The following is a 22,759-nucleotide window of genomic DNA, read 5'->3' on the forward strand; positions in this document are numbered from 1 at the left end:
GCCCATGTCCCCCCACACCCCCCCGCCCCCCCACGTGCGCGTCTTGCTGCCCCCCCCTCGGCCGCCCCCACCGCCCCCCCCCCCGGGCCCCCCCGGGCCCCTCGACGGTGAGGTCAGTCGAAGAGGGCTATGAGGCCGTTCACCCAGATCGCGAGGAACGCGACGACCGCCACCAGGCATCCGGCTCCCGTCAGGAACGTGGTGAGCGGGCTGCTGCCGCCGTCGGTCTCCACGCCCTGGGGCACCGTGTCCCAGTCGACCGGCTGTCCCACGGCGTCGGAGCAGGCCACGCGTGCCGCCTCCAACTGCTCTCTGGCGAAGGCGGTTCGGGCAAGCGACTCGGACCCGTGCCAGGCGAGGGCGCGCATCCGCCGTGCGGCGGTGCCGTATCGGGCCTCGAAGGCCGCGGTCTCGACGGCGTCCCGGTCCGATTCGAGATACATCCAGCGGCCCGCCTCCGCGGGCTCTCCGTACAGCCGGTAGGTCTCGGCGAGTCGGCGCCGAAGTGTCAGGTCGTTCGGAAACGACGAGACCAGGCCGCGCAGGCGTTGACGCGCGACGGGGATCCGGCCGGCGGCCAGGTCCGCGTCGACGCGCGCAAGGGTGTCTCTCAGTGGCATGGGTCGATGATCGACTGGCGGGGCGACCGGCGTCGAGCGCTTTTGGCGCTCGGTGCCGCGCGCTGTCAGGATCGTCACCCATGGGAATCGAGATGACACCGGCTGACGTGGCCGACTTTCACCAGGTGCTGACGGACCACTCCCGCTACTGGGGTGAACGGGACCTTCGCTCGCTGCATCTTCTGGCACTGGTGCGGGAGTTCGGTTCCACCTGCCTGGTCGCCCGCGCGGAGGACGGCATCCGCGGGTACGTCTTCGGGTTCGTCACCCCGGACGCCACCGGCTACGCGCATCTGATCGCCACCCGGGACGACACCCGTGGCAGCGGTCTCGGACGCCGTCTGTACGCGGCCTTCGCCGAAGCGGCCGAACGCCAGGGTGCGCGGCGGCTGAAGGCGATCACGTCCGTCGGGAACGCCGGCTCGATCGCCTTCCACCGCAAGGTCGGTTTCGACGTGAGCGTCATCGACGACTACGACGGGCCAGGGCGCGCCATGGCCGTCTTCCGACGCGATCTGCCGCTCCCTTCCGTCGGCCTCTCGCCCCGGTGACCTCCGGCGACGGTTTCGAGGCCCGCCCGGCGGCCGGCGGCGCGTACGCGGGCCGAGTCGTGCCCTGGCCGAGGGCTCGCGTGCCGGGGTGGTGGTCAGGACTGCGCGGAGGTCACGGAAGAGGATTCCCAGGTGAAGCCGTCCGGGTCGGTGAACGCCGTGGCGGAGCCGGTGAGAGCGAGCCGGTGCGAGCCGCTGCCGTCGTCCGCGACGCCGAGGTCCTTGGCCAGCCCGGCGCGCTTGTACAGCGCCAGTTTGAACTCGTCCGGGCCCTCCGCGGTGAACTCGGCGTACTTGCCGCCGAAGCTCTTCGCGACGGTAAGCCCCTGCTCGACGTAGAACCGCTTGCTCGCCTTCACGTCCGCGACGCCCAGCAGGAGCACTCGTTCGTCGATGGTGCCCGTGGCCGGGCCCGAGTCCTTCTTCGCCGAGGTCGCGACCTTCCAGATCGTCCCGTCCGGGGCCTGGACCACGCCACCGTAGCCCCACAGGGACTTCGACACGGGCTTCAGTGAGGTGGCGCCGGCCGCGATGGCGCCGTCGACGAGGCTCGCGACATCGGCCGGCTGGGACACGGTGAGCGCCAGCGTGAATCCGCGGAAGCCGGCCGTCGGCGCCTCGGAGGTGCGCAGACGCAGCCGGGAGCCGAGCCCGAAGGCGGTGGTGTAGAACTGCTCGGCGGCAGTCGTGTCGTCCACTTCGAGGGTGATGGATGCGATGGAAGTCATGCCGATCACGCTAGTCGCGGCGCGGGGGCAATGGCTTCTTCGATCCTGCTCGATCCGTTCCCGCGGATTCAGGGGCCGGAGATGGCCTGGCTGGCGATGAGCCGCTGGTACGGGGTGCAGCGCGCGAGGAGTGCGGGGTGGTTGCCGGTGTCGGTGACGGTGCCCTGATCGAGCATGATCACGTGCTCGGCGTGCTGCACCGTCGTGAGCCGGTGGGCGACGACGATGACCGCGCGGGTCGTCGCCAGCTTCTCGATGATGGTCCGGAAGCGTTGTTCGTTGAGGCCGTCGAGCTGGCTGGTGGGTTCGTCGAGCAGCACGATGTCGGCGTCGGAGAGCAGGGCACGGGCGAGCGCCATGCGCTGCCGCTGGCCGCCGGAGAGGTCGGTCTCGCGGCCGAGATGGGTGTCGAGTCCCCGGGGGAGGCGGGTGATGTCGTCGGTGAGCCCGACGGCGTCGAGGGCGGCGGTGAGCTCGGCGTCGGTGGCGGGGGTGCCGCGGCCGAGCTGGAGGTTCTCGCGGGCGGTGGCCTCCAGCAGGGTGAAGGCCTGGTCCACGTAGGTGATGCGGGTGCGGAGGGCGTCCAGGGGCCAGTGCCGCGTGTCGTGGCCCAGGACCGTGATGGTGCCCGAGGAGGGCCGGATGAACCGGTCGATGAGGGAGAGGGTGGTGGTCTTTCCGGCCCCCGACGCGCCCACCACCGCCGTGAGCCCGGTGCGGGCGGTGGCGAAGGAGATGCCCTGCAAGGCGGGCCGACCGGCTCCGGAGTGGGTGTAGGAGACGGAGTCGAAGGCCACGGCGGGTGCGTCGGGCAGGGGGGTGGGGGCGGTCCGGTCGTCGTCGGCGGAGTCGTCCTCCGGCGGCAGGAGCAGCAGGTCGTTGCAGCGGTCGCGGGCGGCGAGGCCGGACTGAAGCCGGCCGAGGCCGGTGGCCAGCGTGTTGACGGACGGGATGGCCTGCAGCAGATAGAGGAGGAACGCGGCGAACGCGGCCGCGGTGATGTCGCCCGCGGCGAGGCGCGCGCCTCCGGTGAGGATCACGGCGATCATGGCGAGCTGGTTGCCGAGGGTGAGCACGGCGGGGATCAGCGTGCCCAGTCGGGCGCCCTCCAGGGAGACGGAGCGCAGCCGTTCGGCGTCCTCGGCGAGGGCGCGGGTGGCCAGCGGCTCGGCCCGGTTGGCCTTGATCGTGGTGAGGGCCTCCAGGTTCGCGGTGAAGCGCTGGGCGATGTGTCCGACGGCGTCCTGCTGGCCGGTCACGTTGGCCCGCATACGACGCAGGACCAGCATCACCATGAGCGTCAGGCCGGACAGGGCGACAACGGTGACCACGGTGAGGACCCAGTCGATCCACACCATCACGCCCAGGGTCGCCGCGATGGTCACGGTGGCCAGGGGCAGCTGGCTCGCCACGTCCACGATCTGGCGCAGCAGCAGGGCGTCGGAGGTGATCCGGGCGGCGAGTTCACCGGTGCCCTGGGTCCGGACCACGGGCAGGGGCAGCCGTAGGGCGTGTTCCATCAAGGTGATGCGCAGCCGGTACGCCATGCGTTCGCCGATGCGGGCGAGCAGGAAGCCGGAGCATGCCTGCGTGAGGGCGCCGGTCGCCGCGGCCGCGCACATCAGGGTGATGTGTCCCGTGAGCGGGTGATGGCCGGAGAAGTCGGTGATGACGTCCTGGAGGAAGAGGGGGAGGGCGAGGGTGGCGGCGGTGGCCGCGAGGGCGAGGAGCAGTGCGACGGTGAGGGGGCCGGGTTCGGCCGTCAGTTCACGGCGCAGCCGCAGTGGGCCCGTCGGGTGGAGAGCGCGGGGAGCGGGCTCGTCGGCCACGGGGAACCTCTCTGGTGGGCGAGGGGGCGTCGCGTACGGCACGCACACGGCGGAGGGAGGGGGTGCAGGCGACCGGCCGGGCCGCGGGTGGCGGCCCGGCCGGCTGCGCTGACTTCGCCCCCTACGGGGCGGTGCCGGCTAGACGCAGAGGATCGTGCTCACGGTGCTGGTGCCGCAGTTGAGCACGCTCAGGGAGCTGGTGCTCGCGAGGGTGTCGTCGATCGGGGTGGCCTCGGTCTCGGGCAGGTCCATCGTCTGCAGGTCGAGGATCATCATGTCTGTTCTCCTTCATTCACTGACGGGTGGATCACCCGGCCGGCGGCCGGGAGTCTGGGGTGCGCAACCCGGTTGATCCCGCTGCGCGTTGTGGTGACGTGGTCAGGGCCGGCCGGCCGTGTGCTCGGCGGAGACCGGGCGGTGGTCGGCGGTGGCCGGAGCCGTTGGGGCCGGGCTCGCCGGTGCGGGGCCGACCCCGCCGGTCCAGGGGAGGAAGGGGGTGCCGGCCAGGGCGGTGCCCAGGGCCAGGAGCACTCCGGCGGAGCCGGTCGCCAGGTCCGCGGAGAGCCGCAGGAGCTGGTCGCCAGGGAAGGCGAGGTGGCCCTGGTAGGAGATCTGGTGGAGGGCCAGGAGCCTGCGGTGGCGGTCCAGCGCGGTCTGGCGGTGGGCGGCCGCTTCGGCGTCCTCCGGGGTCCGCGGGAGCGGGGAGAACCGGCCGCCCGGAGCGTGCGGAAGCCGGGGCCCGGTGAGGGCGAGGTAGCCGAGGAGTCCCGCGCGGCCGTTGAACAGGCCGGGCTGGATGATGAACTCGGGTTCGGCCGCGCGGCTGATCGGTGTCCGGTAGCGGGCTGTCGCACTGGCGGGGTGATGGCGGAGGAGGGCGTCGAGGGCCAGTCCGATGCCGGTGCTGCCGGTCTCGATGTAGGGGAGTACCCGGTACTCGTCGAGGACCTGGACGGTGCCGTCCGCCGCGGTCACACATCGTTCGAGGTCCAGTTCGAGCAGCGTCTGGGCCCGTTCGAGGAGAGCGTGATCGCCGGTGCGTTCGTAGAGGCGGACCAGGGCGAGGGCCGCACCGGACCCTCCGCTCATCAGACCGGCCTTCCGGCGCCTGCTGGAAGGGCCCTCCTTCTCCAGTTCGTCGGCCGCGGCCTGCGCGTGCGTGACGGCGGTGTCCAGCAGCTGGGAGTCGCCGGTGACCGCCGCGAAGTGCGACAGGGTCAGGGCGATGCCGGCGCGGCCCGACGACAGGTCGGGGCCCGGCGGGGCGTCCGAGGCGGTGTGGGCGAGCCGTCGCAGCAGATCGAGTGCGGCGTCCCGTTCGCCGAGGAGGTCGAGGACGTAGGCCACGCCGTGTCCGCCGGTGTAGAGACCGGGCTGGGCCGGGCGGGTGCGGGCGGCGTCGACGAGCCACCGGACGTGTTCGCTCTCCGTTGTGGCACCCGTGACGTGGAGCGCGTACAGGACACCCGCCGCTCCGTGGGCGAGGCCCAGGCTGCCCTGGGTGAACTGGGCGATGTCACCGGGGAAGAGCCGGTCGGCGCGGTGAGGGGTGGCCATGGCCCGGATGCCGGCCGCGAGCGAGTCGCGGATGGCCGGCCAGTCGGCCCGCGGCCCGCTGAGAAGGGCCTGTGTCTCGGCCCTGCGCAGGCCCAGTTCGGGCCTCGGCGTGCGGCCGTCCGAGGGGGAGGGGGCCAGCATGCGGCGGATCTCGGCGGTGTACCCGGCGGGCACGGGGAACCGGCGCTCGATGACGTCGGCGAGTTCGGTGCTCTTGCCCGCGTCCAGGGTGGGCAGTTGGGCCAGCGGCAGGAACAACCACAGGCGGATCGCGGCCAGTCCGTACAGGTCGATGTCCGGTCCGGTGTATCCCTTCGGGGCGGTGAAGCCCGCGGCGCCCAGCGCCGGACGCACGAAGGCGTCGACAGGGCTGGCGAGTTCGAAGTCGATGAAGCAGATGTCGCCGTTCGGCCGGATGATCAGGTTGCGGGGGTGGAGGTCTCCGAAGACCACCCCGCGGGCATGCATGGCCTTCAGGACGCGCTCGATCCGGCCGACGATCGCGATCGCCTCGCGGGTGTACTCGGCGATCGTCGCCTCGGAGGCGTCCGGATGGATGAGCGGGTACTTCGCGGTCAGCCACTCGCTCAGTGACTGTCCCTCGACGAATTCCTGGACCAGGAAACGGTGTTCCCACACGGTCAGCAGCTCGTGCAGCGCGGGGACTCCGGGTGAGCCGGTCAGGCGGGCCATCATGTCGTGTTCCTGGTGCAGCCGGGTGACGGCGTCGACTCCGCGCTGGTCAAGGCCCGCGTGGGGGCGAGCTTCCTTGAGCACGACCTGCGGACTGTCGGGGTCCTTGCGGCCCAGGTAGACGCCGCCCGCGTTGGAGAAGTGCAGGACCCGTTCGACGGTGTACGGGAGTGAGGGCGGCCGCGGGGCGTTGCGTTCGGCGATGGCCCCTTCGACGAACGCGGGTACCGGCGCCCAGTCGGGGACCGAGAAACCGGCGCCGCGGACATCGGGGACCAGCCGGCCGTCCGGGTCCTGGAGCGCCAGCACCCGCTGACCGGCGTCGTTGTGACAGTGGCGCTCGGCGAATCCCCCGTAGCGCAGATACAGCGGTCCCTCCCCCCAGCGCAGATCGCTGAGGATGTACGGGCCACGGCGGCCGGCCAGCAGCGGTCCGAGGCCCTCCAGGCACCGCCGCAGCTCGGCGTCGTCCACCGGGTAGAGCGTGCAGAACTTTCCGCTCGAACCGCGCGGGGAGTACTTGGAGTTCTGCATCTGCAGGATGGGCAGCCCGCGCAGGAACTTGAACGTGATGTGCTCGCGCAGACAGTAGTCGTAGACCTGTTCCAGTACCGCCTCGGCGTCCTCCGCACACGAGGAGACGTGGATCTTCCAGCCCTGCGAGGGCAGTTGGACGTCCTGGGGGCGTACCACCGCCCAGATCTCCAGGTCGCCGCGCTCCCAGCCGACGGGCAGCGGCCGGCTGGCGGCGGCGAACTCCTCCTGAGCGCCCCAGCGTCGAGGTGAGTCGTAGAAGATCGGGTCTGCGTAGGCGTAGGCCTCGTACCGGTTGTCCATCGGACTTCTCCTCAGGGCAGGGACGTGTGCAGGCGGGTCGGCGGAGGGGAGCGGAGATCCGGCCGGCCTGACGAGCGGGGAGCGGGGAGGGGGATCAAGGAGCGGGGAGGTGCGCCGGCCCGGGGAGCGGGAGCGGGCTGCGCGTTTTCGGCTGGTGCCCGGAGCGCTTGGCGGGGCTGCGGCCTCTCGAAGTCTGGGGAATGTGACACTTCGGCGACAACGGCGTGAAAGAAGGCTTTTCCGAAGATATTCGCCCCGGGCGTGAGGGTGGGGCGGCCCATCGTCGACAGCGCCAGGGCGCACACCGGATCACCGGCCCGGCCCGGTGCGCCGAGCCGTCGCGGGCACCGTGAAGGCCGGCGCTGTCCGGCCGGGGCTGTGACCAGGAGTTTTCGCGGGGGAGAGCGGCGTCGGCCGTACCGGTCATTTGGGCCCGGGGGGCGCGGTTAGAACGGCATATGCCGGGCGGGGGATGACGCGGCGTATGACCCGGGCGCGCCCGCCCTACCCCCGCGATGGATTGGTCGTACCGGCGCGAGGGGTGGACGACAACCGCCTCGGCGGGCCGCTCGGGCACCTCCGCGAGCCCGTCCGGCACGCCGCGAGACGATGCCCGGCTGCCTGGAACTCGCCTCAGGCTTCGCAGAGTTGGTTGGGGAAGTTACGGACGCGTGCGGCCGATGCCGGTGCGACGGAGACCGGACGGGCACCCATGCGCTCGGTCGTCGACCGGGTCCACGGCAAGACCCGGCCTTCCCCCTGAGCGGAGACCGGTTCCAGGCGCATCGCGGGGTGCGGCGGCGTCCGGTCCACCGCCGGCGGCCATCGTGCCAAGCGGTACCACGCGGCTTCGGCGCCGCGTCAGGGGTGACGGATCACTGCTGCGGAGGCTGTGGCAGGGGCTGCCCGGCGGCGTCGATCCGCCCGGCGCGGATCGCGTTCTCCCGCGCCGCTGCGTTGCGGGCGGCCCAGTACTTCGACCGGATCTCGGCCATGGGCTCGCGCAGCGCTCGCAACGCCAGGCAGGTCGCCAGTGCCAGGACGCCGGTCGGGATCGCGATGCCGCCGGCGACCCGCCAGAACAGCCGGGGGTCGGTGACCGCGCCGCCGAACAGGACACAGAACCCCAGCAGGATCCAGCCCAGCCGGTACCCGGAATCCACGCCCTCGGCGTCGCCGGCGAAGGTCAGCCGGCCCGCGTTCACCAGCCCGTACCCGAGAAGGCAGAGCAGACCGGCGGGGATCAGCCCGACGAGCATCAGCACCGGCATCGGGATCGGAGGGTCGTCGTGGTTGGCGGCCCAGATCAGCGACTCGATCACCACCCCGGCGACGAACACCACCAAGCCCAGCGCGCTCAGTACCCCGCCGAGGATCCGCAGCCGCTTGCGCAGCACCGGGTCGGCGAGGGACCCCATGTCGTCGCCCTGAAGCCGCCACCCGGCCAGGGCGCGCGCGACGCCCGTCGCGATCGGGATCACGCCCAGCACCACGCCCGCCGCCAGCAACAGGGCGCCCAGCACGTAGTCGTGGTCGTAGAGCAGGCCGATGCCGGCGAACAGGGCGAGGGTGCCGAACGTCAGCATCGCCCGGTACAGGGACATGGGTGGGTACCTCCGTGAGGACGGTGAGAAGGCTCCGCACCCTACCGTCCGACGCGTCCCGGTCAGCCCACGCGGCGGGAACGACCCCTGTCGCGCTACGTGTTCAGGATGCTCCGTGTCGCCCGACACCCCTGCCGGGCTGCCTCTGGCACGCCTCCTGAGCACCCGTCAGGCGCCCCCCCTGAGCAACCGCCGATAACGACCGTGCGTCCGAACCCGGAACTGTGGCTTCCACCATGGCGGTTGTGATCTTGGTGTGGTGAGATCGCCGGATGCTCGGTTTCCTCCTGCGTCTCCTGCCGTTCTGGGTCCGTGAGCCTCTGCTCATCGTGGTCGGGTCGGTTTTCGGCGTGCGCATCATGTATCTCGCCGTCCGCGATCAGGAGCTGGTCCCGGCCGGTATCGGTGCTGCGTTCCTCGTGTTCACCGCGGTACGCGTCCACGAGGTGGTCCGGGCCTGGCGTGCCCGCCGGAGCCCGGGTCCGGCGGCCTCGGCGAACGGGGCGGCGATCACCGCTGACGTCCCCGCCGGAACGGCCGCTGACGCCCCCGCTCGGATGGCCGCTGACGTCCCCGCCCGGATGGCCGCTGACGCCCCCGCCCGGAGCGGGGCCGAACCGCCCCGTGGCCCGGCCGCTCCGCGCAAGGACCACAACGCGTGGGGTCAGGCCGTCGCGGCCGTGGCCCTGTTCGGAGCGGTCGGGGCCGCGCTGTGGGTGGTCCCCCGCGTCATGCCGTCCGACGTCAGTGCCCCGCACGCCATCCCGTGTCCGCCCGCGGAACCCGAGGAACTGTCGAAGGTCTACAAGAAGACGCCCAGGCCCGTGACCGGTCAAGAGCTGTGCAAGACGCTCAACCGGCCCGGCGTGGCCAAGCTCCTCGGGACGCCCGCGGGGGAGACCGCGACCAGCGTTTCCGCCACGAACAACACCGCTCCCCTGACCGGCGGGAGAGTGGCCCAGCCGGAGGCCGAGGTCCGGTTCGGCACGTACACCGTGAACGTCGCGGCCACGTACAACGACCTGTCGACCGCCCAGTACGTGAAGCTGATGAAGTACGGGACCGAGCAGAACATCAAGACCCTCACGGTTCTCGGCCGGCCCGCGGTCTTCTCCTCGGACCACACCATGCAGTTTCGGATCAGTGCCGGGAGCGGCGGTACCGGCGGTCCGGTCGAACAGGGCCCCCTGGCCAGGACCCTGACCGTGGCCCTCGACCACAAGGACCGGGGCGGCTACTGCGACATCACCGTGTGGAGCGAGTCCGGAGCACTCCCCGACGACAGTGTTCTCCTCGCCGTCGCCGGCAAGATACTTCCGAAGATCCCCGAACGGGCTGATCGATGAGACGCCCGGAGCGCCCCGGCGCTTGACGGCGGGAGGTGCGGCCGGCGTCACGCTCGCATGCTCATGGGTACGCACGGCGTGGCCCGTACACGCGTGCGCTATTATTTCGTCAGAGCCGGTCGGAGGAAGTCGCTCCGGTTGGTGATGCGTTGGTGGTCCAAGGAAAGACGCCCCGCTTCCTGCGGGGAAATGCAGGTGCAAGGCCTGCCCGGCGCTCTGCCGAAACCCTGTCCCGCGGTGTGCGGGACAGGGTTTCTTGCTGTCCGGGCCGGTCCGGTCGCGGACGACAAGGGGCGCGGCCGCCCCTGGGGCTGTCAGGCCGCGTCACCCGGTGCCGAGGTGGCGAGCAGTGCGCCGCGTGCGGCCTCGCACAGCGCGTCGTCCTCCGGGACGGAGCGCCAGGTGCCGTGTCTCACGGGCCGTTCGTCGGTGTCGAGGAAGGCCCGGAGGACGGGCCGCGCGGGAGCCGCGTCCGCGCCGATCTCCGCCAGCAGCCTCACCGTCTCGATGACCGCCGGACAGGCACCGCCCCGTTCGGCGAACGGGGTGATGGCCCGGACGAGGGCCGGGACCACCTCGTCGGTCCGGCCGGTGATCCGCCACAGTGCCTCACCGGCGCGCAGCGGCAGCCAGCCCTGCGCGTGCCGGGTCAGGAGCTCATGCAACCGTCCGACGTACGGGACTGCCGCCGGGCCCAGTTCCGCCAGCAGTGTGGCGGCGCCTTCCTGGCCGTACGGCTCGCCGAGCTGGGGAAGGAGCAGCCGCAGCGCGGGCTCGCGGTCGCCGGTCAGCCGCCCGTAGGCGAGGGCCAGACTGCGTGGTGCGAAGGGCTGGTCCGCCGGCGGGGCGTCGAGAAGAGCGCGCAGGCGCTCATGGGGTACGGCCTTCGCCGCCGCCGGCCCGATCGCGGCGAGGGCGTCCAGCGCCCAGACCGCGGCGTCGGTGTCCAGGAGTGCGATCAGCTCGGGGATCGCGGGGGCGGCCGAGGCACCCCATGACGTCAGCAACTGGCAGAGCACGCGGCGTTCGTCGAGGCTGGAGGCGGCGGGGATACGGGCTCGTAGCGGAGGCAGCAGCACGTCCGCGTGGCTGCCGAGATCCGCGGCGACCTCGTTCAGGCTCAGCTCGTACGTCCACCAGCCGTCGGCGTGGGACGAGTGGGAGGCGAACCCGTGCCGCTCGTCGGTCAGGCGCCGCACCAGGGGCGGGACGCACCGCGCGTCACCGAGCCGCGACAGCGCCCAGAGCGCGTGGGACCTGGTGGGCTGATGCGGTTCGCCCGCCTCCGTGCTCAGGGCGGCCAGCGCGTCCGCCCAAGGGCGGGCGGCGCGCCCGCACATGCCGAGGACCCGGGCGGCGAAGAGCCGGTTGTCGGGTTCGGGATCACCGAGGCGACGGGCCACGGCAGGCAGCAGGTCGGCGACGGCGGAGCGCCGGCCGCTGAGCGACTGGGCCGCCACCCGCAGCGCTCCGGCGCGCACCACGGGGTCCCGGTGGGAAAGCAGTTCGAGGGTCGCGGCGGTCAGGGCGGTGCGGTCGTCTCCCAGCAGGCCGGCCGCCCAGACAACGGTCCCCGTGGTCGCGCCTTCCGGCCGCCAGGTGGCCGGTTCGCTGCCGGACAGCACGTCGGACACGGTCCGTGCGCAATCGCGGTCGGCCTGCCCCGGGAGCGCGCGGCGCAGGGCCTGAACGGCCGTCAGCCGTACGGAGGGCTCGGTGTCGTTCAGCCCGCCCGCAGCCAGTCGAGGGAGGCGCCGCGCTGTTCACCGGCGTGGGCGGCCAGGGAGCCGACCGCGTCGATGAGCTGGAGCCGGGTCCGTGGCGCGGACTCGACGTGCCAGTGTGCCCGCAGCGCGGCGATCACCTCGTCGGCCCGCCGACGGGCCTCGGCGAGACAGCGCGCGACCGCCGTACGGTGCTCCGCCGCCGGGTCGTCGAGCAGCGGGAGCAGGTCCGTGACCGCCAGGTCCCACGCCGCGGGCCAGCCGGAGGTGACGAAGCGGGGTTGTGCGGTGTTTCCCGAGTGGGCCAGGGACCGTACGAGGTGGAGGAGTTCGCCGCGGACGTCCGCGGCGACGGCCGGGTCCACGGCGGCCGCGATGACGTGGGGCAGCACGGCGGGTGCCGACGAATAGACTCCACCGCCCTGATGATGGACGTGCGTCAGCAGGGTGTCGGCGGCCTCGGCGGCCGTCTCCGGCCGCCGGAGGTCCCGCAGCATGGCGGGTACGTCCTCGGCCGTCCCGTAGGCGTGCCGGAGGGCTGTCCAGTCCACGGATCCGATCCGCGCGGGCGTGTCACTCATATCCGGTCGGCCTCGACCTGTTCGGCGACGGGGAAGACGTCACCGCGGTCCGGGCAGCCGGCCCAGCCGAAGAGGTACGTAGGTAGCGCGGTCATACCACCGGATCATGTCAGGACCGGGCCCGGCCGCGTACCGGAGGACGGGGTGGTGGGCCGAGGCGCGATGACGCGTCCGTCCTCCGGCGGCCGACGCGCGTGCAAGTGGTCGACAGGGACAGCGGCTCGGGCTGGAGCCTCAGCTCTTGGTCAGGGTGCGGGCGAGCAGGGGCAGCAGGCGGTCCCAGTGGCGCTGCAGTGCGGCGGGGCTGAACGCGTCGGTGTCGGACATGGTGAAGCCGTGGACGGTGCCGGGGTAGATCTCGGAGGTGTAGCCGACCCCCGCCGTGTCCAGGGCCTGGTTGAGTTCGTCGAGGGCCTCGGGCGTCAAGTCGCTCTCGGCGTGGCCGAAGTGGACCTCGGCGGTGAGCTTGGAGAGGCTGTCGGGGCCCCCGGCTCCCACCGGGCCGTGGAACGCGGCGAGGGCGGCCACCTGGCCGGGGTGGGCCGCGGCGGTGCGCGTCGCCAGGAGGCCGCCGATGCAGTAACCGGTCACCGCGACCGGTCCGGCGCTGACCTCGGGCTGAGCGGTGAGGAACTCGAGATAGGCGTCGGCGTCGCTCAGGACACGTTCTGCGGTGTGCGCCTCGATCATGGGCATCAGCTTGGGGAAGAGCGTGGGCCGGACCTCTTCTCCGATGTGCTCGGGAAGTTCGATCACCGGTGTGGGGCCGTGCCGGTAGAAGAAGTTGGGGACGAGTACGTAGTACCCGTGCCCGGCCAGTTCGCGGGCCATCTCCCGCAGCACGGGCCGGATCCCGAAGGCGTCCGGGTACATCAGCACCCCGGGGTGCCGCCCGCCACCGTCGGGGAAGGCGGCTAAGGCGTCGGCCTGTCCGTCCGCGGTGGGAATCTGCAGCGTCTTGGCGGGCATGAACTCTCCTGTCGTGGTTGACGTGTCGAGCCTGTGATCAACACGATGGAGGCGGGGCCCGCGCGGCAGCACAAGATCCTCGGTCCAACGGCGGGCCGACACCGGCCCGTACGGTGCTCAGGAGAGCACCGGGTCACCGGACCGTGGGCGGCGCGATGCCGTCCCGGTCGTCATGGCTGCTCAACGTAGCCCACCGGATGAAGCCGATGCCAGCCCATCAGGAGACAGCGCCGGTCGCGCGAACGATCTCGGTCGACACCTCGGGATCCCGAACCCGGTCGACGCGCCGCCCGTGACAGGGACACCCGTCCTGCGGCCGCACGGTCGAGTCACCGCGCTTCGGAACACTCCCTTGCCGAACGCTCCGGACGTGGCCGAAACCGGAGCCGCACTTCGGCTCCGGTTTCGGCCGCGTCCGCAGACGCGCGATCGCGGAGATCTCCTCCACCCGCTCCCTTCCGTACCGCGGCTGCTCACGCCCGATGGCGTGCCGAGCCGCCGGTCACGCGACGTGCGGGCCCGTGGCCTAGGGCCTGTCTGACAATTCGCGTCGTCGCCCGAAGGGCGGCCCGGCGGCGTCATGGGGGTCCCCCCTGCTCGAGCGAAGCCGAGAGCTCGGGGGAGCGTGCTCTCGGCGTGCCGGCCCCAGGCCTGCGTACTGGATGTACCCGGGTCTGGGGCCGGTGCGGCGAGTGGGGGTCCCCCCTGCTCGAAGAGCTTGGGGGAGCGTGCATGGCGTCGCCGGGCAGACGGGAATTGTCAGACAGGTCCTAGTAGTAATGGCGTCGTCCGCCGACTTCGCGGCCGACCGATCCCAGGACCCACAGCAGGACGCCGACAGCGACGAGGATGATCCCGATGGTCCACAGGATTCCGATGCCGGCGATGAGGCCGACGACGAGCAGGATGACTCCGAGGATGATCATGGCGTCCTCCGGTGGCGGGACGTCGTCCGAAGGCGTCCCTTCCCCCGCCGGGTTTCCTGCGTCGCGCGAGCCAAACACGGGATGGGTTTCCGCTGCCCGCCCGCGTGAGGCGGAACCAAGGGCGCACGGCCTCGCTGGTCGCACCGGTGTTCCGCGCGGGTGGGAAAGCGGGTGTGAAACCCGGGCATCCGCGGAACGTGACGGTTCGGTCGGACGTCTCCCTGGAGGAGACGGTTCCATCAACTGCCCCGCAGGCGGCATGAGATGCCTCACCCGCGTAGCGCGAGAGGATCGCAGGTGACCAGGCCATCGATTTGTTAGATTGCGCAACTACGCAACCCGGATAGACGCGCGCTTCATCCGCCCGTAGACCGCAGTACACGCCCGGCCGTGCTTCCTGCGGGCCGGAGCGGACGGGCCCGACTGTTCATGGGAGTGGGAGATGAGCGACCCCTGGGACGGCTCGGGCGGCCAGGCGACACGCGACCGGACGTCCCGGGTTCCCGGACAACGCGCGTCGCAGCCCGACGGAACCGGCCTTCCGGGCGACCGGTTCGCCTCCGGCACGGCTTCCCGCTCGCACGGCGGAAGACGGGCGCGCCGGGCGGGGCGCGGCAGGCGGGTGCTGAGGATCGCCGGGATATGCGTCGCGCTCGTGGTGCTGGGTACGGCGGGGGCCGGCTGGTGGTTCTACGAGCACCTGAACGGCAACCTCGACACCGTCCCGCTGGACGGCAAGGGCGGCACGGAGAAGGCGGACGCCTTCGGCCGCACCCCGATCGACATCCTGGTGATGGGCTCGGACGGCCGTACCAGCAAGGCGGACTGCAAGCTCGGCGGCGGCTGCGCCCGGACCGGGGTGCAGACCGGCAGCAACGCCGACGTGCAGATGGTGGTGCACGTGTCCGCCGACCGTTCCAACGCCACCGTGATGAGCATCCCGCGTGACACCATGACCCGTGTCCCCTCCTGCAAGGACAGCGAGACCGGAAAGTCGACGGCCGGCTACTACGGCCAGATCAACAGCGCGCTGCAGTACGGCCCGGCCTGTCAGGTGGCGACGGTTCACCAGCTCACCGGCATCCCGATCAGCCACTTCGTCAAACTCGACTTCTCCGGTGTGGTCAAGATGTCCGACGCCGTCGGCGGTGTCTCGGTGTGTGTCAACGACAACGTGTACGACACCTACTCGCACCTGAAGCTCTCCACGGGCAGACACACCCTCAAGGGCGTCGCGGCGCTGCAGTTCGTCCGTTCCCGGCACGGGTTCGGTGACGGCAGCGACCTGGGCCGTACCGTCTCCCAGCACATCTTCCTCAGCGCGATGATCCGCAAGTTCAAGAGCGCGGGCACGCTCACGGACCCCAGCGCCGTGTACCACCTCGCGGACGCCGCCACCAAGGCCCTGACCGTGGACGAAGGCCTGGGCAGCGTGAAGAAGCTGATCGGGCTCGCATCCGACCTGGACAAGGTTCCGACGAAGCGCATGACCTTCACGACGATGCAGACGGCCCCCGACCCCGCCGACCGCAACCGTGTGGTGGTGGGCGCCGGCGCGAAGAGCCTGTTCGCGACCATCGCCGACGACACGTCGCTGACCACCGGATCGGGCAAGAAGTCCGCGGCGGCCTCCGCGACCACGAAGCCCGGTGACACCGCCGCCGTCCCCGCCTCCGAGGTCGCGGTGACGGTGGAGAACGGCACCGGGATCACCGGCCGCGCCTCAGCGGTCGCGGCCGCTCTCACCGAGAAGGGCTTCAGCCCGGGGACGACCACGGCCAACGCCCCGGTCTCGGCCACCACCACTTCGCTCACCTACGGCACCGGGCAGAAGGGCGAGGCCCTGACGGCCGCCAAGGCCCTGGGGCTGTCCGGCTCGCATCTGAAGCAGGGCACCGGCCCGGGTCTGGTCCTGGTGGTCGGCGGCGACTGGCCCAGCGGCAGCACCTATCCCGGCGGATCGTCGTCCGCACCGGCCGACAGCAAGACCGCGGTCGCCGACGCCCACGCCTCCACCGCCGACGAGGCCAAGACCTGTGCCAAGGTCAGCCCCTACCGGACGGTCAGCCTCAACGGAGTCCCCATGACACCGGCGCAGGCCTACGCGGCGTCGCGGAACAAGCCGGACTCCGACGAGTGAAGCGGCCCGGCCGGCGACTCAGGAACCGGTAGGGCGTCCGTCGGCGAGGGGCCACGCCTCGATGTCGCGGTAATGGATCGGTCCGCTGCTGCGGCCCACGTTGCTGCCGACCAGGTGCAGCCGTTCGGCGGGCCACCGGCGACCGGTGAACCCGGCGAGTTCCCGGGCGACCTCGCCCGCCGAGGACAGGTCTCCCCTGCGGGCGCGGGCCAGCGTCAGATGCGGACGGAAGGGCCGTTCCTCGAAGACGACCCCGCAGTCCTTGACGGTGGTCCGCACGTCCCTGGCGAGGGCGTGCAGTTCGTCGAGGTCTCCGTCGATTCCGCTCCACAGCACCCGGTCGTCGAAGTGGCCGCCGCCGCGCAGGGCCAGCGAGGGCGACCGGCGGGCCGCCGCGAGGCCGGCGAGCGGCGGTCGCAGGAGGGGAACCGTCCCGACCGGCAGTTCCCCCAGGAACGCCAGGGTGATGTGCCAGTCCTCGATGCGGTTCCACCGCAGGTGAGGGTGGGTGTCGTAGGCGGGGCGCAGTTCCCGGGCCAGTTCTTCCTTGGCGGGGTCGGGCGGGGCGAGGGCGATGAACACCCGAACGGTCGCGGGTTGCGTCTGATCATGCACAGCAGACTTCATACCGCACCTTCCGCGGATGACGACGCCCTCGCCGTGTGCCAAGGGCCACGCCCGGTACGTCAGACCTCTTCGCGCAGGCCCCACGGCGAGCCGTACTCGTTGAGCAGGTCCAGGAAGGGACGGGGCGGCAGCGCCTCCGGGCCGAGGACACCGCTCGCCGACCAGGCTCCGCCCGCGATGAGTTCGAGGGCGATGACCGGATTGACGGCCGTCTGCCACACCACCGCCTGGGACCCGTACTCACGCATCGACCACTGGTTGTCGACCACGTGATAGAGGTACACCTCGCGAGCCGAGCCGTCCTTGGTCCCCTTGACCCAGGTGCCCGCACAGGTCTTTCCGGTCATGCGGTCGCCCAGGGTGGCCGGGTCGGGCAGGCAGGCGGCGACCACATCGCGCGGGGAGACCTCCACCGGCCCGTTCGCCGAAGGGACGGTGACCTTCTTGGTGGAGTCGAGGCCCAGCTCGTGGAGGGTCTTCAGCTTGGCGATGAAGTCGTCGCCGAGGCCGTACTTGAACGTCACCCGGCGGGCGTCGACCCAGCGGGGGATGAGCAGGACCTCCTCGTGCTCGACGTTGACGCACTCCACCGGACCGATGCCCTCGGGGAAGTCGAAGACCTCGGGTTCGCTGAAGGGGGCGGTGGTGAACCAGCCGCGGTCCTTCTCGTAGACCACCGGGGGATTGAGGCACTCCTCGATGGTCGTCCAGATGCTGAAGGACGGGGCGAAGTCGTAGCCCTCGACGGTCAGGTCAGCGCCGTCGCGGACACCGATCTCCTCGATCTCGTCGAAGAGTTCGTCGGCCGCGTACCGGGCGAAGACGTCCGAGAGACCAGGCTCCACGCCCATGCCGACGAGGGCCAGCCGTCCGGAGCGCTCCCAGGATCCGGCCTGTTCGAACTGCGCGTCGCCGAGCTTGACCCCGCACCGCTCGTAGGGGTCGGTGGCGTGCGGCGCGGAGAGGGACATCGCCATGTCGAGGTAGTGGGTGCCCGCGGCGCGCGCCGCGTTGAACAGCGGCATCACGAACCGCGGATCGGTCGCGTTGAGAAGCGCGTCGCACCTCTCCTCGGTGAGCACCCGGCGTACCGCCTCCTCGTCGGAGGCGTCCAGGCGCCTCGCGCTGAACCGGTCCCCGTGCTCCTCGATCGCCGCCACGGCCGCCTCGGCGCGGGCGAGGTCGTAGTCGGCGACCACCATGTGGGTCACGAAACCGCGACGGGCCGCGATGCGAGTGACGGCTGTACCCACGCCGCCCGCGCCCACGAGAAGAACTCGCATGTCACACACCTTTCGTCGCCGGGGACGAACGCCTCCGGGCTGGACAGATGCAACGGGATGTCCTCGGTTAAGGTCAATCATGTTGGCATAAGGGTGCTCGTCGCGCGGTGAGCGGAGAGGGTCGGCATGGCGAAACAGGTGGTGCCGGAGGGGGAACGGCGCAGACGCCGGCCGACCCGGCAGGGCACGGTGCTGTCCGAGAAGCTGATCGTGCGGACGGCGTTGCGGATGCTGCGCGAGCACGGCAGCACCGGACTGACGGCACGCAGGCTCGGCACCGCCCTCGGCGCCGACCCCAGCACCCTCTACCGCTACTTCGCCGGTCTCGACGACCTGACCAGGGCCATCGGCGAGGAGCTGATGGGGCGGGCGCTGGACGTCTGGACGGCCACCGGGGAATGGCGGGCCGACCTGCGGGCGCTCGGCCAGGCCATTCACGCCTCCTACCTCGCGCATCCCCAGGCCGCCGTGCTGACCGCCAGCCGGGTCACCGGCCGGCCGCGGGAGATCGCGGTGGACGAGGCGATCCTCGGCATCCTGCGCGGCGCGGGCTTCCCGGACGTGGACGCGGTCGTCGTCTACCACGCGTTCATCGACCTCACCCTCGCCTTCGCGGCCCTGGACGCCGGGTCACTGGCGCTGACGGACGAGGCCCGCGTGGCGGACGAGGAGATGTGGCAGTCCACGTACGCCGAGCTGCCCGCGGACACCCACCCGCACATCGCGGCCACGGCACGGCTCCTGGCCGGGCGGATGACCCACAGCGCCTACCCCGTCGTCCTCGACACCCTGCTGAACAGCGCGGCCGAGCAACTCGCCTGGGCAAGGGCCCGGCGCTACCCCGACCCCTCGACCACACGAAGACCCTGACGCGGGTCTTATGCCAACGCCCATGGTTCTCATCACGCGGGAGGGAGAGGCCGGGTCCGGCCATCTCATCGGGTCGCGTCCGGATGCGGTCGGGTCGCGTCCGGATGCGGTCGGGCATATGGACACCGCGAGAGCCGACATGCTCTGATTCCCGGGGTTGATCTCCTCGGGCACGGTCCGGTTTCTTCGGGCACGGGCCGAGGACCCGTGCCACCTCACACCTCGCACCGCTGCACCGCCGCACCTTCGGAGGACGCCGCAGCTCGGCCACTGCCCGCGAGCGGTCAGGCAACTCCGGATCTCGACCGGCACAGGGAGACGCGTCTTCCTGCTGAGAGCAGAACGGATGTGCGTATGAAGACCGCGGCAACGACATCGAAGACCTCCAAGGCATCAAGGGCGTCGAAGCGGCGACGGCTGAGATGGGTACGGGGGCGGACCAGGGTCGTAGCCGCCCTCGCCGTGTCCGCCGCCATGACGCTGACAGGTGCCGACTTACCGTCAGCCGGTGCCGCGCACACTCAGCGCATCCCGGCCGTCTCCTCGGGGAACGCCCGCTTCGAGATCCTCTCGCCCACCCTGATCCGTACCGAATACGCGGGTGACCAGAAGTTCACCGACGCACCGACGTTCAACGCGATCGGCCGCGAAGGGTTCGAGCCGGCCGCGTACAAGGCCACGACGTCCAACGGCTGGCTCACCATCGAGACGAGCGCGATGAGCCTGCGCTACAAGGTCGACTCGGGGCCCTTCGGCGCCACGAACCTCTCCCTGCGGTCGGTGGCGGGCGGCACTCCTGTGACCTCCGCTCCCTGGCAGCGTCTGACCTGCGCGCTCGGGACCCTGTGCGAGGCCGAGAGTCTCCGACTGGACGGGCTCTCCGTCGCCTCCGACCACGGTGGCCACACCGGCAGCGGGTTCGCCGCGGGATTCGAGGGCACAGGCAGCTCGGCGTCCGCTGACATCGATGTCAAGGACGGCGGAACGTATCAGTTCGACCTGCGCTACGCCAACTCCCGTGGCGGAGACGGCCAGACCCGCACCCGCACCTTGACACTCACCGTGGACGGCGGCGCGCAGCAGACGATGTCCTTGCCGGTCACGGCGAACTGGGACACCTGGAACACCACGTCGGCGAGCGTCCGGCTCGCCGCGGGTCACCACACCCTCGCCCTGACCCGGACCGCCACGGACTCCGGCGCTGTCAATGTCGACAGTGTGGCGCTCGTCCGGCCCGGCGACACCTACCCGCCCGTCTCCAGCACCGCGGCCATGGACTGCGCCTACGGCGCGAGTTGCGAGGCGGAAGCCGGACGCATCGGCGGTTCGGCGGTCGGCGCCACCGATCACAAGGGATACGCGGGCGGCGGCTTCGTCGGTGACCTCCACCAAGGATCGAGTCTGACGGCCCACGTCGTCGGCGTGCCCGCCGACGGCGTCTACACCCTCCGGGTGCGGTACGCCAACGGCGTCGGCGGCGACGGCCTCCACCAGCAGCGCACGGCCTCCGTGTCCACGGGCGGTGCCGGCGGCACCTTGTCGTTCCCCACGACGAAGGACTGGGACGACTGGCAGACCGCCGCGCTGGCCGTCACCCTCACCGCGGGCACGAACGACATCACCCTGGGCTGTCCCGACGCGGCAAGCTGTCACATCAACGCGGACACCGTCTCGGTGGCCGCCCCCGGTACGCCCGCGCCCCCGCCGCACCTCGCGCTCGGCGGATACCGCCGAGGCCTCGACGGCGTGACCGGCAACGAGAGCTCCGTGCCCACCACGCCCGGCCTGCTCAACCAGGACGGCTGGTACCTCCTCGACGACACGACGTCAGCGGTGTACGACGCCACGGCTCACACGACGGCCCCCCGCCCCGAGCACGGCGGCACGCCCTACCAGGACGGCTACGTCTTCGGCTACGGACACGACTACAAGCGGGGACTCACCGACCTGGCCACCCTGACCGGCCCGCCCGCACTGCTGCCCCAATGGGCCTACGGCGTCTGGTACTCGGAGTACATCGACCGCACCGCCGCCGACTACGAGAACACCATCCTTCCGGCGTTCCGGTCCGAAGGCACACCGCTGGACGTCCTGGTGACCGACACGGACTTCAAAGCCGTGAACGACTGGAGCGGTTGGGAGATGGATCACGCGAAGTTCCCCGATCCCCAGGGCTTCTTCGACTGGTCGGCCTCGCAGGGGCTGCACAACACACTCAACGTGCACCCGAGCATCCTCGCGTCCGATCCCCAGTTCGCCCAGGCGCAGGCCACGGCCAAGGGCAAGCTGACCAAGGGAGGTTGCGCCTCGGGAGCCTCCGTCGAGGACAACTGCTACACCTTCGACTTCGGCGACCCGGACCAGCTCAAGGCGTACATGGACCTGCACCGGACGATGGACCGGCAGGGCAACGACTTCTGGTGGCTCGACTGGTGCTGCGACGCGTCGCGGTCCTCACTGAGGGGCGTCACCCCCGACGCGTGGATCAACCAGGCGTACGCCACCGCCAGTTCGGCGAACCTCGGCCGAGGATTCGTCCTCTCCCGGGCCTACGGCTCGTTGCAGGCGGCCGGGTACAGCGGCCAGCAGGGGCTGCCGACCGGGCCGTGGGCCGACAAACGCAGCACCGTCCACTTCACCGGTGACACCTCCTCGACCTGGGGCGCGCTGAGGCTGGAGGTCGGCTACACCCCGGGGGAGTCCGCCGCGACCGGCATGGCGGCCATCACCCACGACATCGGCGGGCACAACGACACGACAGGGCTCACCGGTTCGGAGACGTACACCGAGGGCGGGCAGAGCCGCACCACACGCAAACTGCCCGACGACCTGTACGCCCGCTGGGTCCAGTTCGGGACGTTCCAGCCCATCGACCGGCTGCACAGCAATCACAGCGACCGGCTGCCCTGGCAGTACGGGACCGCGGCGCGGCAGTCGGCCGACACGTTCCTCAACCTCCGCGAGAACCTGGTGCCTTACACCTACACGCTCGCCGAGGAGGCGAACCGCACCGGCGTGCCCATCGTCCGCCCCACCTACCTGGAGTACCCCGACGAGCCCCAGGCGTACGGCGCCGCCGACAGCGAGTTCTTCTACGGCTCCGACATCCTGGTCGCCCCCGTGACCACGCCGGGCACCTCCGCCACCACCTCGGTCTGGTTCCCGCCCGGCCGGTGGACCGACTACTTCACGGGTGAGACGTACACCGGCGGGAGCACCCGGCAAGTCACCACCGGCCTGGACTCGATGCCGGTCTTCGTCAAGGCGGGCGGCATCCTGCCCACGCGCACCCACGACGTGAGCGGCAACGACGGGAACCCGCTGACCGACGTCACGCTCACCATCGCCGCCGGCGGGCCGGGGTCGCTGCGCCTCTACGAGGACGACGGAGTCACCGCCCACAAGGGCAGGAGCGCCACGACGACGATCCGGTACCGGCAGAAGGGAGAGCGTCACACGGTGTCGATCGGTCCGGCGCGGGGCTCCTTCACCGGTCAGGTGCGCACCCGGCGGTGGACGATCGCACTCCTGGCGGCGCACGCACCCACCAAGGTCGCGGCGAGCGGTGTGCGCCTGTCCCCGCAGGCGTACCACTGGGACGACACCTCGAAGGTGCTGACCGTCACGCTGCCGTCCCGCAGCGTGCGTGCCCCGATCACCGTCACCTTCCAGTAGGTGGTGCACGTAGCCTCTGGAGCGACCCAGGTTCCGGCCACGGGGCGGCAGCACGTCGCCCCGTGGCCGGCCGCCCCGGGCCACCCGGCCCCCCCCCCGGGCCCGGCACGCGCACGCGGGCCGCCCCCCCCCCAAAGAACACCCCCCCCGGGGAACGGGGCACCCCCCCCCAAAAGAACCCCCCCCAGCCCCCCCGCGG

Annotated in this window: 17 protein-coding genes; 5 read left to right on the top strand and 12 right to left on the bottom strand. The window is 71.4% G+C overall.

The features are described from left to right. Positions 1-113: 113 nt before the first annotated feature. Positions 114-620, bottom strand: coding sequence for a DUF6584 family protein (locus tag ACF07B_RS24950; RefSeq protein ID WP_392180576.1), 507 nt, complete (start codon positions 618-620; stop codon positions 114-116). An 80-nt stretch (positions 621-700) separates the two neighbouring features. On the opposite strand from ACF07B_RS24950, the gene ACF07B_RS24955 reads away from it, so the two are divergent. Further along, on the top strand, positions 701-1,171 hold the full coding sequence (locus ACF07B_RS24955) for a GNAT family N-acetyltransferase (RefSeq protein WP_392180577.1): 471 nt from the start codon (positions 701-703) through the stop codon (positions 1,169-1,171). 95 nt (positions 1,172-1,266) lie between these two features. Here the strand turns inward: ACF07B_RS24955 and ACF07B_RS24960 are convergent, their stop codons facing one another. The 5 genes from ACF07B_RS24960 to ACF07B_RS24980 all read right to left on the bottom strand — a co-directional run bounded on the left by ACF07B_RS24960 (position 1,267) and on the right by ACF07B_RS24980 (position 8,419). Continuing rightward, the gene (locus ACF07B_RS24960; RefSeq protein WP_392180578.1) at positions 1,267-1,899 is read right to left on the bottom strand and encodes a glyoxalase; all 633 of its coding nucleotides are present in this window, start codon (positions 1,897-1,899) and stop codon (positions 1,267-1,269) included. Positions 1,900-1,967: 68 nt separating this feature from the next. Beyond that, on the bottom strand, positions 1,968-3,728 hold the full coding sequence (locus ACF07B_RS24965; protein WP_392180579.1) for an ABC transporter ATP-binding protein: 1,761 nt from the start codon (positions 3,726-3,728) through the stop codon (positions 1,968-1,970). A 138-nt stretch (positions 3,729-3,866) separates the two neighbouring features. Beyond that, on the bottom strand, positions 3,867-4,004 hold the full coding sequence (locus ACF07B_RS24970; protein ID WP_107065889.1) for a SapB/AmfS family lanthipeptide: 138 nt from the start codon (positions 4,002-4,004) through the stop codon (positions 3,867-3,869). Between the two features lie 102 nt (positions 4,005-4,106). Beyond that, complete coding sequence (gene lanKC, locus ACF07B_RS24975; RefSeq protein WP_392180580.1) at positions 4,107-6,815, bottom strand: class III lanthionine synthetase LanKC; 2,709 nt, start codon at positions 6,813-6,815, stop codon at positions 4,107-4,109. Between the two features lie 875 nt (positions 6,816-7,690). Next, a complete protein-coding gene (locus ACF07B_RS24980) occupies positions 7,691-8,419 on the bottom strand; it encodes a hypothetical protein (protein WP_384241779.1) in 729 nt (242 codons plus the stop codon). A gap of 272 nt (positions 8,420-8,691) precedes the next feature. On the opposite strand from ACF07B_RS24980, the gene ACF07B_RS24985 reads away from it, so the two are divergent. Beyond that, a complete protein-coding gene (locus ACF07B_RS24985) occupies positions 8,692-9,765 on the top strand; it encodes a DUF6215 domain-containing protein (RefSeq protein WP_392180581.1) in 1,074 nt (357 codons plus the stop codon). A gap of 314 nt (positions 9,766-10,079) precedes the next feature. Here ACF07B_RS24985 and ACF07B_RS24990 read toward each other — a convergent pair whose 3' ends face one another. The 4 genes from ACF07B_RS24990 to ACF07B_RS25005 form a co-directional block, all read right to left on the bottom strand. Further along, positions 10,080-11,390 carry a HEAT repeat domain-containing protein gene (locus tag ACF07B_RS24990; protein ID WP_392180582.1) on the bottom strand — a complete coding sequence of 437 codons (1,311 nt, stop codon included), beginning with the start codon at positions 11,388-11,390 and terminating at the stop codon, positions 10,080-10,082. A gap of 98 nt (positions 11,391-11,488) precedes the next feature. After that, positions 11,489-12,070 (bottom strand): hypothetical protein, encoded by a 582-nt coding sequence (locus ACF07B_RS24995; RefSeq protein WP_392180583.1) that lies wholly within the window; start codon positions 12,068-12,070, stop codon positions 11,489-11,491. 234 nt (positions 12,071-12,304) lie between these two features. Beyond that, the gene (locus ACF07B_RS25000) at positions 12,305-13,039 is read right to left on the bottom strand and encodes a dienelactone hydrolase family protein (protein WP_392180584.1); all 735 of its coding nucleotides are present in this window, start codon (positions 13,037-13,039) and stop codon (positions 12,305-12,307) included. Between the two features lie 770 nt (positions 13,040-13,809). Then, positions 13,810-13,965: a DUF6131 family protein gene (locus ACF07B_RS25005; RefSeq protein WP_384243332.1), complete on the bottom strand. Its 156-nt coding sequence runs from the start codon at positions 13,963-13,965 to the stop codon at positions 13,810-13,812. 442 nt (positions 13,966-14,407) lie between these two features. On the opposite strand from ACF07B_RS25005, the gene ACF07B_RS25010 reads away from it, so the two are divergent. Then, complete coding sequence (locus ACF07B_RS25010) at positions 14,408-16,105, top strand: LCP family protein (RefSeq protein WP_392180585.1); 1,698 nt, start codon at positions 14,408-14,410, stop codon at positions 16,103-16,105. A gap of 18 nt (positions 16,106-16,123) precedes the next feature. On the opposite strand, the gene thpR is transcribed toward ACF07B_RS25010, so the two are convergent. Continuing rightward, complete coding sequence (thpR, locus tag ACF07B_RS25015) at positions 16,124-16,720, bottom strand: RNA 2',3'-cyclic phosphodiesterase (RefSeq protein ID WP_392180586.1); 597 nt, start codon at positions 16,718-16,720, stop codon at positions 16,124-16,126. A 71-nt stretch (positions 16,721-16,791) separates the two neighbouring features. Beyond that, positions 16,792-18,015 carry a saccharopine dehydrogenase family protein gene (locus ACF07B_RS25020; protein ID WP_369480264.1) on the bottom strand — a complete coding sequence of 408 codons (1,224 nt, stop codon included), beginning with the start codon at positions 18,013-18,015 and terminating at the stop codon, positions 16,792-16,794. Positions 18,016-18,141: 126 nt separating this feature from the next. Between ACF07B_RS25020 and ACF07B_RS25025 the strand changes: the two genes are divergently transcribed. Together ACF07B_RS25025 and ACF07B_RS25030 are read left to right on the top strand one after the other, a co-directional pair. Then, the gene (locus ACF07B_RS25025; protein WP_392180587.1) at positions 18,142-18,885 is read left to right on the top strand and encodes a TetR/AcrR family transcriptional regulator; all 744 of its coding nucleotides are present in this window, start codon (positions 18,142-18,144) and stop codon (positions 18,883-18,885) included. A 474-nt stretch (positions 18,886-19,359) separates the two neighbouring features. Then, on the top strand, positions 19,360-22,560 hold the full coding sequence (locus ACF07B_RS25030) for a TIM-barrel domain-containing protein (protein ID WP_392180600.1): 3,201 nt from the start codon (positions 19,360-19,362) through the stop codon (positions 22,558-22,560). Positions 22,561-22,759: the final 199 nt, after the last annotated feature.

This window comes from Streptomyces sp. NPDC015532, assembly GCF_043078065.1.
Classification (GTDB): domain Bacteria; phylum Actinomycetota; class Actinomycetes; order Streptomycetales; family Streptomycetaceae; genus Streptomyces.

Bases quoted from the DNA above. Each gene is read 5' to 3' on its own strand.
- ACF07B_RS25010 (WP_392180585.1), top strand. From the start codon at position 14,408: ATGAGCGACCCCTGGGACGGCTCGGGCGGCCAGGCGACACGCGACCGG.
- ACF07B_RS25030 (WP_392180600.1), top strand. From the start codon at position 19,360: ATGACGCTGACAGGTGCCGACTTACCGTCAGCCGGTGCCGCGCACACT.
- ACF07B_RS25020 (WP_369480264.1), bottom strand. From the start codon at position 18,015: ATGCGAGTTCTTCTCGTGGGCGCGGGCGGCGTGGGTACAGCCGTCACT.
- ACF07B_RS24980 (WP_384241779.1), bottom strand. From the start codon at position 8,419: ATGTCCCTGTACCGGGCGATGCTGACGTTCGGCACCCTCGCCCTGTTC.
- ACF07B_RS25000 (WP_392180584.1), bottom strand. From the start codon at position 13,039: ATGCCCGCCAAGACGCTGCAGATTCCCACCGCGGACGGACAGGCCGAC.
- ACF07B_RS25005 (WP_384243332.1), bottom strand. From the start codon at position 13,965: ATGATCATCCTCGGAGTCATCCTGCTCGTCGTCGGCCTCATCGCCGGC.
- ACF07B_RS24985 (WP_392180581.1), top strand. From the start codon at position 8,692: ATGCTCGGTTTCCTCCTGCGTCTCCTGCCGTTCTGGGTCCGTGAGCCT.
- lanKC (WP_392180580.1), bottom strand. From the start codon at position 6,815: ATGGACAACCGGTACGAGGCCTACGCCTACGCAGACCCGATCTTCTAC.
- ACF07B_RS24970 (WP_107065889.1), bottom strand. From the start codon at position 4,004: ATGATGATCCTCGACCTGCAGACGATGGACCTGCCCGAGACCGAGGCC.
- ACF07B_RS25025 (WP_392180587.1), top strand. From the start codon at position 18,142: ATGGCGAAACAGGTGGTGCCGGAGGGGGAACGGCGCAGACGCCGGCCG.
- ACF07B_RS24950 (WP_392180576.1), bottom strand. From the start codon at position 620: ATGCCACTGAGAGACACCCTTGCGCGCGTCGACGCGGACCTGGCCGCC.
- ACF07B_RS24955 (WP_392180577.1), top strand. From the start codon at position 701: ATGGGAATCGAGATGACACCGGCTGACGTGGCCGACTTTCACCAGGTG.
- ACF07B_RS24960 (WP_392180578.1), bottom strand. From the start codon at position 1,899: ATGACTTCCATCGCATCCATCACCCTCGAAGTGGACGACACGACTGCC.
- ACF07B_RS24995 (WP_392180583.1), bottom strand. From the start codon at position 12,070: ATGAGTGACACGCCCGCGCGGATCGGATCCGTGGACTGGACAGCCCTC.